Origin of the sequence: Arsenicibacter rosenii (genome assembly GCF_001870735.1) — a bacterium.
GTDB classification, from domain to species: domain Bacteria; phylum Bacteroidota; class Bacteroidia; order Cytophagales; family Spirosomataceae; genus Arsenicibacter; species Arsenicibacter rosenii.
On the sequence record NZ_MORL01000004.1, the window covers coordinates 319,477 to 334,524 of the forward strand.

Annotated in this window: 13 protein-coding genes; 8 read left to right on the top strand and 5 right to left on the bottom strand. The window is 48.6% G+C overall.

Annotation, left to right across the window (positions count from 1 at the left end; translation table 11 throughout):
* The first annotated feature begins 201 nt into the window (after positions 1-201).
* Both BLX24_RS10320 and BLX24_RS10325 read left to right on the top strand, forming a co-directional pair.
* Positions 202-714 (top strand): YdeI/OmpD-associated family protein, encoded by a 513-nt coding sequence (locus tag BLX24_RS10320; protein ID WP_071503042.1) that lies wholly within the window; start codon positions 202-204, stop codon positions 712-714.
* 89 nt (positions 715-803) lie between these two features.
* Positions 804-1,520, top strand: coding sequence for an SDR family oxidoreductase (locus tag BLX24_RS10325; protein WP_071503043.1), 717 nt, complete (start codon positions 804-806; stop codon positions 1,518-1,520).
* A gap of 70 nt (positions 1,521-1,590) precedes the next feature.
* On the opposite strand, the gene BLX24_RS10330 is transcribed toward BLX24_RS10325, so the two are convergent.
* Entirely contained in the window at positions 1,591-2,049 is a 459-nt protein-coding gene (locus tag BLX24_RS10330) for an Hsp20/alpha crystallin family protein (RefSeq protein ID WP_071503044.1), read from the bottom strand.
* A 375-nt stretch (positions 2,050-2,424) separates the two neighbouring features.
* Between BLX24_RS10330 and BLX24_RS10335 the strand changes: the two genes are divergently transcribed.
* Complete coding sequence (locus tag BLX24_RS10335; protein WP_071503045.1) at positions 2,425-3,792, top strand: tetratricopeptide repeat protein; 1,368 nt, start codon at positions 2,425-2,427, stop codon at positions 3,790-3,792.
* Positions 3,793-3,840: 48 nt separating this feature from the next.
* On the opposite strand, the gene BLX24_RS10340 is transcribed toward BLX24_RS10335, so the two are convergent.
* Positions 3,841-4,611, bottom strand: coding sequence for an AMP nucleosidase (locus tag BLX24_RS10340; RefSeq protein WP_071503046.1), 771 nt, complete (start codon positions 4,609-4,611; stop codon positions 3,841-3,843).
* A gap of 61 nt (positions 4,612-4,672) precedes the next feature.
* Between BLX24_RS10340 and BLX24_RS10345 the strand changes: the two genes are divergently transcribed.
* A complete protein-coding gene (locus BLX24_RS10345) occupies positions 4,673-5,119 on the top strand; it encodes a type I restriction enzyme HsdR N-terminal domain-containing protein (protein ID WP_071503047.1) in 447 nt (148 codons plus the stop codon).
* Between the two features lie 67 nt (positions 5,120-5,186).
* Here BLX24_RS10345 and BLX24_RS10350 read toward each other — a convergent pair whose 3' ends face one another.
* On the bottom strand, positions 5,187-5,804 hold the full coding sequence (locus tag BLX24_RS10350) for a YceI family protein (protein WP_071503048.1): 618 nt from the start codon (positions 5,802-5,804) through the stop codon (positions 5,187-5,189).
* Between the two features lie 42 nt (positions 5,805-5,846).
* Positions 5,847-6,311, bottom strand: coding sequence for a MarR family winged helix-turn-helix transcriptional regulator (locus tag BLX24_RS10355; RefSeq protein WP_071503049.1), 465 nt, complete (start codon positions 6,309-6,311; stop codon positions 5,847-5,849).
* Between the two features lie 967 nt (positions 6,312-7,278).
* Between BLX24_RS10355 and BLX24_RS10360 the strand changes: the two genes are divergently transcribed.
* Positions 7,279-8,490 carry a hypothetical protein gene (locus tag BLX24_RS10360; RefSeq protein ID WP_143092638.1) on the top strand — a complete coding sequence of 404 codons (1,212 nt, stop codon included), beginning with the start codon at positions 7,279-7,281 and terminating at the stop codon, positions 8,488-8,490.
* Positions 8,491-8,545: 55 nt separating this feature from the next.
* On the opposite strand, the gene BLX24_RS10365 is transcribed toward BLX24_RS10360, so the two are convergent.
* Positions 8,546-10,462 carry a BamA/TamA family outer membrane protein gene (locus BLX24_RS10365; RefSeq protein ID WP_071503051.1) on the bottom strand — a complete coding sequence of 639 codons (1,917 nt, stop codon included), beginning with the start codon at positions 10,460-10,462 and terminating at the stop codon, positions 8,546-8,548.
* A 240-nt stretch (positions 10,463-10,702) separates the two neighbouring features.
* Between BLX24_RS10365 and BLX24_RS10370 the strand changes: the two genes are divergently transcribed.
* The 3 genes from BLX24_RS10370 to BLX24_RS10380 all read left to right on the top strand — a co-directional run bounded on the left by BLX24_RS10370 (position 10,703) and on the right by BLX24_RS10380 (position 14,737).
* Positions 10,703-11,278, top strand: a complete 576-nt coding sequence (locus tag BLX24_RS10370) for a Maf family protein (RefSeq protein ID WP_071503052.1) — start codon at positions 10,703-10,705, stop codon at positions 11,276-11,278.
* Positions 11,279-11,414: 136 nt separating this feature from the next.
* Complete coding sequence (locus tag BLX24_RS10375; RefSeq protein WP_071503053.1) at positions 11,415-11,606, top strand: cold-shock protein; 192 nt, start codon at positions 11,415-11,417, stop codon at positions 11,604-11,606.
* 302 nt (positions 11,607-11,908) lie between these two features.
* Positions 11,909-14,737: an alpha-amylase family glycosyl hydrolase gene (locus BLX24_RS10380; protein WP_071503054.1), complete on the top strand. Its 2,829-nt coding sequence runs from the start codon at positions 11,909-11,911 to the stop codon at positions 14,735-14,737.
* Positions 14,738-15,048: the final 311 nt, after the last annotated feature.

Consider the following 15,048-nt stretch of genomic DNA (forward strand, 5'->3'; position numbering starts at 1 on the left):
CCCTCCTATCGCTAAGCTTGTAGCAGCCATTAAACAAAAGTTTAGGGTCTGCTACAAGCATCTGCAACCGGCATGGCCTCACTTTTCGCATTGCCCGTTCATGCCGCAATAAAGCGGACATTTCATTTGCTGTATCTCTACTACTGACATGCACATGTCAGCGCAAGTCAGTAACTTGCCGGAAACAAACGTGCTTTCTGCATGCTAACGTTTCAGACAGAACTGCTTAAGTTCGGAGCCAAAGGCGAAAAGTCGGGCTGGACGTATATTGAGATTCCGGCTTCGCTGGCTGGGCAGCTAAAGCCCGGCACCCGTACGTCATTCCGCGTCAAAGGGTCGATTGATCAATACGCCCTCAGGCAGGTCGCCCTGGTGCCGATGGGCGAGGGTGATTTTATCCTGGCCGTCAATACCACCATGCGAAAAGCCCTGCGGAAGGAAGCCGGTGCCAGGGTGACGGTTACACTGGCCCTTGATGAGTCAGACGTGCAGCTTTCAGCCGATTTACTGGCGTGTCTGGACGATGCGCCGGAGGCCAAAGCCTATTTCGACAAGCTGCCGGGCAGTCATCAGAAGTACTACACCCGGTGGATTGAATCGGCCAAAACACCTGGTACAAAAGCCAAACGCATCACACAAGCCATTATGGGCATGACCCAAAAAATGGATTTCGGCGAAACACGCCGGCATTTTAAAGACAAAAATGCTTCCTGAATGGCCGAAACTTTCCGGCCGGACGGGGAGTTACGATTCTGACCGGCATGCTTGCCTGGTCCGCATTATGTTTCTCAGCAACAAAAATTATGGCAGACGTTAGTAAAACGGCATTCATCACCGGTGGTTCCAAAGGTATTGGTTACGGAATTGCCGAAGTGTTAATAAAAGAAGGGATCAAGGTGGCCATCACGAGCCGCTCGCAGGAAAGTGCAGACGCGGCGGCCGCAGCACTTAACGCCATTAAACCGGATTTCGCCCTCGGTCTTGAAGCCGATGTCCGTGATTTTGCTTCGCAGCAGAAAGCCGTTGATACGGTTCTCGAAAAATGGGGACGTATTGACTATGTCATTGCCAATGCCGGTGTGGGTCATTTCGCTTCCATTCAGGAGCTTACGCCGGAACTGTGGCACGAAACCATCGACATTAACCTGACCGGTGTGTTCTATACCGCCAAAACGACGCTCGGAGCCCTGAAATCGTCAGAGGGCTATTTCATCACAATTGCCAGTCTGGCGGGCACCAACTTTTTCGAAAAAGGCTCGGCGTATAATGCCAGCAAATTCGGGCTGGTTGGCTTTACGCAGGCGGTCATGCTTGATCTGCGCAGCGAAGGTATTAAGGTAACGACCATCATGCCGGGTTCCGTGGCTACCTATTTCAACAACCACGAGCCGAATGATAAAGATGCCTGGAAAATTCAGCCGGAAGACATCGGTCAGCTTGTGTCGGACCTGATTCATATGCCGGCCCGCACACTGCCGTCAAAAATTGAAATCCGGCCAACCCGGCCCGGCGGCAAATAACACCACAAAAAAATCCCGTCAGATGCTGACGGGATTTTTTTATATAAAACGGAATACTATTCCGTCAGCATCAGGCGATCTGAATTTGTTTTGGTTCAGGCTTTTGTTCCGCCACTTTGGGTACCGACACCGTCAGAATACCGTTTGTGTATGCAGCCTGAATGGCCTCCTTATTCACGTTTTCAGGCAACCGGAACGAGCGGGTGAAGCTGCCGGTACTGAACTCCTTGTGGGTATATTTTTCCTGTTTTCCTTCGGCTTCCGTCTCTGCGGGAGCATAGGCCAATGTCAGGATATTGTTGTCAACTTTTACAGAGAATTGCTCTTTAACCAATCCGGGAGCAGCCACTTCCAGTGTAAATGCTTCTGCTGACTCCTTCACATTGACGGCCGGCACTGAGCCGCCTTTCTGATAACGTGAAATGACGGGTTGAGCAAAAACAGGATGTTTGGCCAGCCGGTTGATTTCCTGATTGAATAATTGATCAAAAATAGTCGGGACCTGGTTTGAGCGAATTAGCGTTGCCATTGTATTTCTTGTTTTTTAGTTCTTTTCTGTTTCGCTATCTGATTTACAAATCATGTACCAAACAGAATAATACGCCATTTTGACACTAAAAAGACTTAAATCGCGCAAAACACTGCCTTATTGTCATATAAATCCTGAATGCTTCTGGCTTTTTTGGCAGTATGTACTATAAAATCATCTATCTTCTGAGCATCTATACATTAGATGAGGGGTCTTCAACGTTGAAAATAGATACACTCTATTTTGCAGAGCGGGTGAAAGTTAGCTGCCACTGCCTAAATTTTGACGGAATTTAGCTTGGTAAGCGTAGCTAATAGGGCTAATTTTAGCGCTTCATTCACGACTCTGCGGTACCAAAAACCATCTATAAGCTCAATGAAGCACGTTTTTCAACCGCTGGCGAGGGTCTCTTTCCGGTTACTTTTCTGCACAGGAGTCTGCCTGTCGGTCTTACCCGAGACAGTTAACGCCCAGCAAACGGCTGCTGATTATTTTGAAAGCGGCATTACCAAAAGCAAAGCCAACGACTTTACCGGTGCCCTGCAAGCCTTCAGCATGGCCATCACGATGAATCCCGATAATGCAGCCAGTTACTACAATCGCGGACTGGCCAAAGCAAACCTGAAAGACCACCGGGGCGCTATTCTGGATTACGATAAAGCCATTGACCTCAACCCGAAAGACGCACTTGCGTTTCTGAGCCGGGGGGTTAGTAAAAGCAAACAGGACGACCACCGCGCAGCGTTACTCGACTACAGCCGGGCCATCGAACTCAACCCCAACGATCCGCAAGGCTACTACAACCGGGGCATTAGCCGGAGCTACCTCGAACAGTACCGGGGGGCGCTCCAGGATTTCAGCAAAACCATCGAACTCGACCCAAGCAATATCAATGCGCTCTTTGCCCGCGGCATTACCAAACAAAAGCTCGACGACTATCCGGGTAGTCTGGCCGATTTCACTAAAGTGGCCGAACTGAACCCCAAACGCGCACAAGCCTATGCTGCCCGCGGGATGTCACGGGTAAAACTAAATGATTTTACCGGGGCCATTCAAGACCTGAATAAAGCACTCGAACTAAATAGCAACGACGCCGAATCATTCTATTTCCGTGGCTTTGCCCATAGCAAGCAGGAAGATTACAAGACCGCCATTGCCGACTTCGACCGTGCCGTTGCGATTGATAATTCTAACTATAAATTCTATTACGGGCGGGGTTTCTGCCACAGCAAACTCGGTGATCAGAAATCAGCACTGACTGATTTTAACAAGGCAATTGAGTTTAACAATGCCAATGCCGACAGTAAGGTCTATTATTCCGGAAAAATCACGCGCCCAATTCTGGATAACCTCCGGAACATTGTGCAGGAGCGGAATAAAATCAACGATCTGTCGCCGGAGCGTTCGGAAGCCTACTTCAGCCGGGGCATCACCCGCAGTAAACAGGGAGACCCCAAAAATGCGATTCTGGATCTGAATAAAGCCATTGAACTGAATCCGACGTATGCCGAAGCCTATTTTACGCGGGGACTGATTAAGTCACAGCAAGGTGATCAGAAAGGAGCTATTCTGGATTGCAACAGCGCTATTAAGCTCAATCCGCGATATGGTGAGGCGTTTTATGTCCGGGGCATTATCAGGCACACCCTCGGCGACGAAAACGGCGGCTGTTTTGATTTGTCGAAAGCGGGCGAACTGGGCTACACGCCTGCCTATAAAGTAATCAGCGAATACTGTAACTAAACGACTCAACGGGGTTAGCGGGGCATGAAGCCCGCTAACCTCAGTTTTTTATTCAAACCGAAGGTGTTTGACTGATTCACCCGACGAGCCGAGCTCTTTCAGCGAGTCGATACCGATTTCGAGGTGTTTGTCGACAAAGTTGGAGGTTACCCGTTTGTCGCTCTCTTCCGTTTTTACGCCTTCCGGCACCATCGGGTTATCCGATACCAGCAACAATGCGCCGTGCGGAATCGAATTGGCAAAGCCTACCGTAAAGATTGTTGCCGTTTCCATATCAATGGCCATCGTACGGATTTCGCGGAGATACTCCTTAAACGCTTCATCGTGCTCCCAGATCCGGCGGTTTGTCGTATAAACCGTTCCTGTCCAGTAATCAAGTTCGTGTTTTTTGATCATCGACGAAACAGCGCGCTGTAACCGGAACGAAGGCAGTGCCGGAATTTCAGGCCGCATGTAATCATTGCTCGTACCGTCTCCGCGAATGGCCGCAATCGGCAGCACCAGATCACCGATCTGCGTTTTTTTCAGCCCGCCGCATTTGCCTAAAAACAATACGGCTTTCGGGTCCACGGCCGTCAGCAAGTCCATGACGGTGGCAGCCATCGGACTACCCATTCCGAAATTGATGATGGTTATATTGTTTGCCGTTGCCGTCTGCATGGCACGGCCCATTCCGTAGATTTCAACATCAAACTTTTTCGCAAACATTTCGACATAGTTGATGAAGTTGACGAGCAGAATGTACTCGCCGAATTGCTCAATTGGCGTACCGGTATACCTTGGTAACCAATTGTTTACGATTTCCTCTTTTGTCTTCATAGATTAAACTGAAATTAGTGATGAGGCAGGAAATTGCTGCTTTTCGTCGTATATTCGTTACATGTACGACATTAATTTGCCTTCCTTTGACTGCAAACTTAAGCAGATTGACGGGAAACCTTACATATTTGACCAACTTCGCCGAAAGCATATCCGGTTAACCCCCGAAGAGTGGGTACGTCAGCACGTTATTAACCTGTTAGTCAATCATTACCGGTATCCCAAAACCCTGATCCGGTGCGAAGGTGGCCTGACCTTGAACAAGTTACAGAAGCGTACTGATCTGGTTACTTTTGACCGGCAGGGCAAGCCCTTCCTGCTTGTCGAATGCAAAGCCCCCCATATCGCCCTTACCCAGTCTGTTTTTGATCAGATCGGCCGGTACAACCTTATTCACAAAGCCCCTTTTCTGGTCATTACCAACGGTAATACCCATTATTGCTGCGCCATCGATTTTGACACAGACGCCGTTAGCTACCTGGACGATTTTCCGGCGTTTCCGGTGTGAGCAGCAGACACAAAAAATCCCGGCTCTGCCAGTGCAAAGCCGGGATTTCTATCTGTTCCGAAACAGCTTACTTTGTAGCAACCAGTTTCAGGTCAACCGTAAAGTCGTCGTAGATCGCTTTGTCGCCGATGTTTTCGAAGAATGACTTCGAACCATAACGGATATCGTATTTGGTACGATCCAGGGTTGCCTTGCCTGTAGCTTCCAGACCAGCCGGTGTCACTTTTACAACAGACGGGAACGTAACGGCATTGGTAATGCCTTTGATTGTCATGTTGCCTGTGATATCGAAGTTAGTACCGCCTTTAGGTGTAACTTTGGTGATTTCGAACTTCGCAGTCGGGTATTTCGCTGTGTTGAAGAAATCTTCTGACTTCATGTGGCCGATGAATTTAGCATTGTAACCGGCATCAGTCAGGTCAGAACACGTGATGCTGTTCATGTCGATCAGGAACGTACCACCAACCAGCTTAGTACCATCTACTGAGATTGTACCGTTTTCGATTTTCACCGCGCCTGAGTGCTCTCCGGTTACTTTTTTACCATTCCAGTTCAATACACTTTTCTGTGTATCAACTTTCAGAGTAGCTGCTTTCTTAGCCGTTTTGTCAGGACCGATAAACGCTAAGTTACCAGCAACTAAAACAATGGCAGCAAGGCCGGCGATAAATTGACGAGTTTTCATAGGGATTGTTTTCCAGGTATTTATTAAAAAGTAAACTATTAATTACAAATCACAGCCCTTCCGGAGCTTATCCAGCAGCAGACTGATCGTTACGGCTTCTTCTTCCGACAAACGTTCTTTTAAGCCATCCTCCCAGCCTGACTGGCAATCATCCAGCATTTTGAGCAGGTCAAGCCCTTTTTGGGTAATTACTACATCGACAGCCCGCCGGTCACTCGGACACTCGGTCCGTTCGGCCAGCTGTTTCAGCAACAGCTTATCGACCAGGCGTGAGGCATTCGACATTTTATCCAGCATCCGCTCCGTAATATCACTCACTTTCACCGGGTTAGGATACTGACCCCGCAGGATACGCAACACGTTATATTGCTGCAGCGTTACGCCATGAGGTTTCAGAATCTGCATCTGCCCGTCGCCGATCCAGTTGCTGGTAAACATAATATTGACCAGAAGCCTGTGATAGGGATTGCGGAATGCTGTTTGTTTTATATCCGTTTCAATTGACATGGTTCTTTCGATCGGGGGTTCGTTGTAAAGTCACCTTATTTAACTTACAAAATAAGCACACCCATCTATCAATGCCAGTACTAATCTTTAGTATTAGTTGATGACGATGCAAATATAATGTCATTACATTAAATGTAACAACAGTTAATCAAAAAAAAGTTCGTCTAGCCAGAAAATTTCTAAAAGGGATGAGAGGCTGAATAAAGAAATGAGGCAAAAAGTTACCATTTATAATTTATACTACATTTTATAGCTTCATATAAAATATATTACTTACTTAATAGTTGCTTTTAATAAATATTGAGTATATTAAAGTAATCATTATCTTATTGCGATATACAATATAACGTTTATGAACATTAACTCTTCTCGTTAATCTCCTCTCACCCTCCGTAGTTGTACCTCAACAAACCTCGCATTACCATGTTAAACACTCCAAATATCCAAGGTTATGTCAACTTTTGTACCCCAATCAGATTACCAGTCGTCAGATCCTTCTTCAGTGAAGGCCATTCATGTGTTTTTATATGCAGTGTTTATTCTGTCTCTTTTTGTTGGCAGGAGTCATGCACAGAGCAATCTGGCCGGATGGAATTTAAATAATACGTTTGCCCCGACGGCCGCCTCAGTCGTAACAGGTATTACTGCCTCCTCAATTAGTACCGGATCCGGAATCTCGGTAGGAAATATTATTGGTAACAGCTACTTCGGCACGATTATATCAATTACATATTTTACGTCTAAAGGATGGACAAAAAACAGCAATCCGGATTTAACGGATTACATTGAGTTTAGTATAACACCAACAGCCAATACGACAGCCCGTATCAGATCTATTAGCGTTGAAGCATCAAATAATCAAGGTACGGGTCCGCTTGACCTTTCGATAAGATCAAGTGCTGACAACTTTTCAACTGATCGTTCTGTCATTACAGGCTTTTCGCAAACGGTGTTAACGCCTATATCTATGACCTTTGCAAGTCCGTTAAGTACAACAGGTACGATTACATTCAGGCTATATGGCTATAGAGGTGGTAGCAGCTTCGGCGAAAATACCATTTTCTTAAATCTTGATAATTTAAAAGTAAATGGTACTTTAATCGCCACAACGCCATCGTCACTCAACGGCTTAAACGCTACGTGCAGCACCGCTTCAACCGCTCAGTCATTCACCCTATCAGCGACCAATGCAACCGGGGTCGTTAGCGTGAATGCGCCAACCGGCTTTGAATTAGCCCCCCGGACAGGCGGCTCCTGCCCGACAACCGGTTATGCTTCAACCACAACCGTGAGCCCAACCAGCGGAACCATAAATCAGGCAATCTGTGTACGTCGTCTTGGTGGGCTGACACCGGGATCCGTTACGTCAGCTGCCCAATTAACTATTTCAGGCGGTGAAGTCGCTACCGTTACGGTTGGTCTGAGTGGTTCGACAACAGCCGCAACAACCGTTAGTGTAATCTCTTCAACAGCTTGCCAGGTCCAGGGCCAGACGCTGACCTTATCCGCAATCCCTTCAGCAGTTGGCAGCTATACCTATAGCTGGTCACCATCACCAGCTGCCGGTCAAAGCACCAGCCAGATTACGGTGTCAACGGCCAATACGTACAGTGTTTTCCTTACGGATGTAAACGGTTGCACTAATACGGCTTCGGCATCAGCCGCCTTTACACCATTGCCAAATCCTGCCTTTACCGGTTTACCGGCTACGTATTGTTTCGGTGCAGCACCTGTACTGTTAACACCGGCAACCGCTGGTGGTAGTTTCTCCGTTTCCGGTTTAGGCTCAATCAGCGGGAATAGTTACGTTCCGCCAGGTGCCGGCGCTCCGGGCCCGGCAACCATTACGTATACTGTTACCACCAATGGCTGTAGCAATACGGCAACGGCTTCTATCACCCTTGGCGATCAGTTACCAACTATTGCCAACTTCCTCGCCAGCAGTCCGGTTGGCAATGGTACCTGCTCAGTAAAACTGACGGCAACAGGTACAGGTCCGACATTCACCTTTACCGGCCCGAATGGCTACTTATTCACCAATGTATATCGCCTGGCGGGTACGTATGATGTCTCAGCCCTTGATGTAAAACTACCCGGTACGTATACCTTGACCATTGATAACGGCAGTTGCCAGACTAAAGCTCAGGTTGAAGTTACGGGTACAGCCTGTCAGGAATAATAAGATAACAGATGTTTATCCGGGGCGGGGGGAGGTATCTCCCCGCCTTTCTGTTTCAGCGGTATGGAATAATCTCCGGTGCATTGATATCAAAGTCGCGCAAGCGCAGAACCGGAACGGCTTCGAAGGCAAAACGTAGCGCCTGCGCATTGTTAGGAATGTTGGGATAGTAGGCCACCCGGACCTGAAAACTGTTGAAGGTCAGGTTTTCGTTCCGGAAACGGAAGCCGATACCATACCCCTGGTATAAAGGTCCGGCCAGCAGTGACTTCTCCGGAAAGGTGGCTAGCCCTAAGGTTACGAACGAAACGATAGCCACCCGGAAACCAATCAGGTTGAGCTGTGAGAACAACACGTTCTCGTAGCTGAGCAGCAACCGTTTCGTTCCGCGCAGGTTATCGTTATTGATTCCTAATCCATCCCGCCCGCTCAGGGTAATGTATTCATTGGTAAAACGGTCGATCCCACGTGTATATCTTACGTTCAGGAAGTGCCGCATATTCCCCCAATGGGTTTTGTGCAGCGGACTGAAATAATTTCCGATAAAGCCAAACAACCCCTGCTCAATGTTATTGGACCGGAAAAAGCCCCCCATACTAACCAACGTATATAAATACCCTGCCTTTTTCAGGTATTGTCCGCGCGAAAAATTAACGCCTCCGTATATCCGCTCGCCCAACTCCGCTCTGTCAATCCCGCCGACGACAGACAGTAAATTTCCTGCCGGCACATCTTCGGTGCGGCCAAAGCCATAAATCAGTACATCGCGTACGTACCGGCGCTGGGAATACCCGATACTAAACAACGTGGTCCGTGTGTTCTGGTAAAGCTGGTTGGTGTCAGCTCTCAGTTCCGGTCGCAAAAAATATTTATAGCTGCTGCTGCGGGCGGCGATAACCAGCCTTGCCCTCGTCGAATCGTTGGAGAGCCGGTAAAGCTTAAAGGCCCGGCCTAACCAGATATCACTGTAGAGATAGTCCAGTTTTACGGTCTGCAAACTATCGAACCGGTCAAAAATATAGTTTTGTACTACATTCCGGCTTAGCTGAACAGAGCCGGCATATTTGGTATCCGGGGTAATAAAATTCCGGAACAGTCTCAGCGAAATCTGCTTTAAATCCCGCTGATAGAAAAAATCGCCCTGCGCGGTAAGAAAGGTTTTGACGTTAAAGGCGTTGATGTAGGGAATGATATACCGGCCCTGATACTCCAGTTTTTGCTGCGGATTTTTCCCGTCATAAGCGATCCGGTTATAAAAATCATGGCCTAAACCCCGGAAATTCCGGTCATCGAGACCCAGTGTAAACCGGTCCAGCCCCCCTACTCCTCCATCCGGCAGTAATGACCAGACATCCTGCGTAATCACATATACATCCACAAACTGCCGGCTTCCCGGCCGGTTCACCACCAATATACGGGCATCATGAAAAAACGAAGTGTTCCGGAGCACCCGTTCATTGTCCCGCAGTTTTACCGGATCGACGCGGTCACCTTCCTGAAAAAGCAGATACTGGCGCCGGATAACACTTTCGCGGGTGTTGGCGTGCAACCGGCTCCCAAAGCGTTCAAACCAGTTGTGCGATTGCCGGAGGGTATCGTAAACACTTGGCCCGAACACATCCAGCCGCCGGATGTAAATTGTCCCGATAATCTTATCGGCATATTCCCGGAACGGATTGTTATCCAGCGCATCGACCTCACCTGTTCTTAACTGGCTGTTATACACGTCACGAAACAGGGCATCATACACCTGGCGGGTAAGCCGGCGTTTATACATCCGCTGCTTAAAACGGGTATACAATATACTATCCGTCCGGCGACGCATGCTGTCAGTCACAGGTACTTTAAAGCGAACCTGAACCGAATCGGTCTGTTTGCCAAACAGGGTATCTTTTTGTGCATAGGCCAACGAGCCTGTGACAATCCAGCAGATTGTCAGGCTTACAGAAACGATTCCGATAAGTTTCTTCATTGGGATACACAACGCGGTCATTATCTCTTATAACTCATTTAAAGGGCAAATGTCACGACACTACCCGGATACAAACAGCCTGTTCATACGGCCTGAGCTGGCAAAACCTACTCAACGGTAACAGGCCCGGCAACGTATACCGATCCGGTTCAAAGTCGTTTTTCCGGGCCGGATGATGAGTTTATCTGTACTTTTGGGTTCCTATTGTACAGTTCTGACAACTTACAAAATTTACCAGACATGCTGCAACTTCGTTACCCACTTGTTTTAGCATCGGGTTCTCCCCGCCGTAAACAACTGATGACCGACGCCGGATTCGATTTTACCATAGAAACCCGCCCAACCGATGAACTCTTTCCGGCGACCATGCCTGTCGACGACGTTGCCGAGTACCTGGCTTGCCAGAAAGCAGCCGAATTTAAGGCTGACCTGGGCGACCGGCTGGTGCTTTGTGCCGATACAGTGGTCATTCTCGGAAACCGGATCATGAATAAACCGGCAGATGCCGCTGAGGCTTACCGTATGCTCCGTGATTTGGCGGGCCACTCCCACCGCGTCCGGACGGGCGTTTGCCTTCTCAGTCCGCAAGGCCGGCAATCATTTACGGACGAAGCCATCGTTCATTTCGCCCATTTGACTGATGAAGAAATCGGTTATTATATCCGTGAGTGCCAACCCTTCGACAAAGCCGGTTCGTATGGCGCACAGGATTTCATTGGTTTAGTCGGTATTGAGCGGCTGGAAGGCTCTTTTTATACGGTGATGGGTTTACCAACCCATCGGGTCTACCAACTCCTTAAACAGTTTGTCCAATAAACTATACGTATTATCCTAACGAATGGATTTAACTTCTGAAAGCAGGTTAATATTTGACAAAACATAAAATTAATTTTCCCAAAGCAAGGTTCGTAACGTTTGGCATCCTATATTGCAGGCCAATACCAATAAAATAATGCAAAAAGGCACAGTCAAATTTTTCAATGAAACCAAAGGTTATGGTTTCATTAAGCCGGAAAACGGCGGTGAGGATATCTTTGTTCACGCTTCTGGTTTGATCGACCAAATCCGTGAAAACGATCAGGTTAAGTTCGAAGTAGAGCGTGGAAAAAAAGGCGTTAATGCCGTTAACGTTGAACTCGTTTAATCTTTCGATATAGCTCTTCCGATGAAAACACGCCTCCGGCGTGTTTTTTTCATTTACCGGTCTTCCGCTGCATAGTTTGTAGTACCACTTTCCTAATCTGCTCCTACCCGGAACAGTAATCGGCTTACCGCTAAGCAATTACCTGCCCCCGCCTCTTTCTTTAGATAACACGAAAGTGGAACGATTCCCATGGCGAATCACCTTACTTTTGTCAGGCTATAATCCCATTATTTATAGCGATACTTCAGTTTCGTGTTTTCTTAACCAGACAAAGACCAGCGGCTCTTTGTTGATCAGACTCAATGCAACGATCTTTATTCTTTTTATTCAGCTGGCTGTTTGTTTTCGCGCAGGCACCGGCACAGATTGTCACCACACAACCAGCCTTCCCGACGACCGATCAGGAAGTAACCCTCATCGTTGACCTCAGACAGGCGAAAGACAGCCGTGCGGCAGGGCTGCTGGGCAAAACCAACGATGTCTATCTCTGGTCGGGGGCGGGCAGTACCGACACTAACCCGTGGGAGTTCCAGCCGGCCGGGCAAACGGATTTCAGCAAGCCCTTTGAGCCGGGGCGTATGACCGCACTGGGCAATGACCGGTGGCAGATTAAGCTAACGCCACGTACCTATTTCAACGTACCGGCGGCCAAAGCCATTAAACGGCTGGGACTCGTTGTTAAAAGCGGGGACGGCCGGTTCCAGACCGAAGATCTTTTTGTCTCGGTCTTCGACACTAAATTGTCGGTCATTTTCACAAAACCCACTGAGCAGCGCTTTTTTGTTGAGGCAAACAGCACAATTGATGTGCAGGCGATTGCTTCACAAAAAGCAAACTTTACGATTACCCGTCAGGGAGCCACGGTTTTTACTGCCTCCAACCGCGATACGGTCAATTTCTCGTTTTCTGCGGGTAACCTTGGAAACACGGTTTTCCCCGTCATTGTGCAAGCCAAAACCGCGTCCGAAACAGCAGCGGATACGTTCTATTACAGTATCCGGCCGCAGCCGAAAATCGCCGAATTACCGGCCGGTGTGAAAGACGGGATTACTTATCTCGCTGCCGACCGCGTTATCCTGTCGTTTTTTGCGCCTGAAAAGCAGTTTGTTCACGTCATCGGTGAATTTAACAACTGGACCTATAGCCCCGCCTACCTCATGAACCGTACGCCGGACGGTAACCGTTACTGGATCGAACTGGGAAGCCTCCCCGCTGGTCAGGAGGTAGCGTATCAGTATCTGGTAAACGGTACCCTGGCCGTTGCCGACCCGTATGCCGATAAGATTCTGGACCCGAATAACGACAAATACATTTCATCAACAACCTATCCGAATCTGAAGGCATATCCGCAGGGTGCGCAGGGTATTGTCTCCGTGTTACAAACGAACCAGACGCCGTTTGCCTGGAAAACGGCTAGTTTCCAGCGTTCCGACCCGAAAAAAATGGTCGTTTATGAGCTGCTCGTCCGCGATTTCTCATCGAACCGGTCGTATAAAACCCTGACCGACAGCTTATCGTATCTGAAACGGCTGGGCGTAAACGTTATTGAACTGATGCCGGTTATGGAGTTTTCGGGAAATGACTCATGGGGTTACAACCCTATTTTTTACTTCGCTCCCGACAAAGCCTACGGCACAAAAGACGACCTGAAACGCTTTGTGGACGCCTGCCACAGCAACGGCATTGCGGTCGTACTCGACATGGTACTCAACCAGGCCGACTATGAATTCCCGTACGTAAAAATGTACTGGAACAACGACCGCCCGGCGGCCAACAACCCGTTTTTTAACCAGCAGGCCACGCACCCGTTCAGCGTTTTCTTTGATTTTAACCACGAAAGCACGGCCACACAGGCACTGGTGCAGCGTGTTTGCCAATACTGGATTCAGGAATATAAATTTGACGGCTATCGTTTCGACCTCTCGAAAGGGTTTACGCAGAAAAATACCGGCAATGACGTCAATGCATGGGGTACGTATGATGCCAGCCGCGTAGCGATCTGGAAACGGATTTACGATCAGATCCGGAGCTACGACAAAACTGCGTATGTCATGCTGGAACATTTTGCGGACAATCAGGAAGAAAAAGAACTGGCCAATTATGGCATGATGCTCTGGGGCAATCACAACTATGATTTCCGCGGGGCAGCGCGTGGTCAGGGGGGCAACTTCGAAGGCATTTCTTACCAGAAGCGCGGCTTTTCGACCCCGAATCTGATTGGTTATGCCGAAAGCCATGATGAGGAGCGGATCATGTTTGATCTGGCACAAAACGGCATTATCGACGGTAATTACAATATTAAAACTGTAGCCACTGCCCTGGATCGTTCAAAGCTGGCTGCGGCGTTTCTGCTCTCGGTACCGGGCCCGAAACTGATCTGGCAGTTTGGTGAACTCGGTTACGATCTGTCGATCAATACCTGCTCTGACGGAACAACCATCCTGAACGACTGCCGTACCGCTGCCAAGCCTGTCCGCTGGAACTATGCGCAGGATGCCCGGCGGCTCAAGCTCTACAAAACCTACAGCGAGTTTATTAAGCTCAAGCAAAGCCTGCCGGCCTTCTCCTCCACCGATTTTACGATGGATTTCAGCACGACGGTCAAACGGTTAACCTTGCCGAACGTCAGTGGCAGTGCTTTTCTGATCGGTAACTTTGAAACCCGGAGTCAAACAGTGAAGGCCGGTTTCCCGTCGGGCGGCATCTGGTATCACTACTTCACGGGGCAGGAAATCAACGTTCAGGACCCGAACATGACGCTGGTGCTTGAACCCGGCGCCTTCCACTTGTTTACCCAAACCAAACTACCCGCTCCGGAATCAGGCATCGTGCCGTTTACGCTAACCTCAAGCCTGATTACGGCCGTACCGGAAGATCTCCGGCTCGACCTGCAGCTGAATCCAAACCCGACGGCGGATGAAGTCATGCTGAACCTGACAAACGGATACCGTGGTCCGGTCGCCATCACGCTCATTGACATGCAGGGGCGGGAGGTGATGACACAGCAGGTGCAGAAAAACAGTCCTCAGCTCCGCCAGCTGATCCCGACAAAAGCGCTGCCGACAGCAACCTACCTTATCCGCGTCAGACAAGGCGACCAACAGGCGACGAAGCGCTTTATTAAACAATAAATTGTGATTGAGTGAAAGAGTGATTGAGTGACCGGCTAACGCAAATGCGGACTTCAATCACCGCCTTGGACCTGTTGATCTATAAGGATGCCGTGTTTAATCACTCATTCGCCCAATCACTCATTCGCCATTAATTACTCAGGTGCCACTTTCCTAAAAAGCTCCTACTCATGATAGACAAACTACTGAAAAACAATTGATTAAAATTTTTTACCGATAAAATACCATTCTTTCTAAAGTGGAACGACTGGCCGGTATCGGCACTTTACCTTTGCATCACTGAAATAGGACTTTTGTCATCCTTTTTTGAA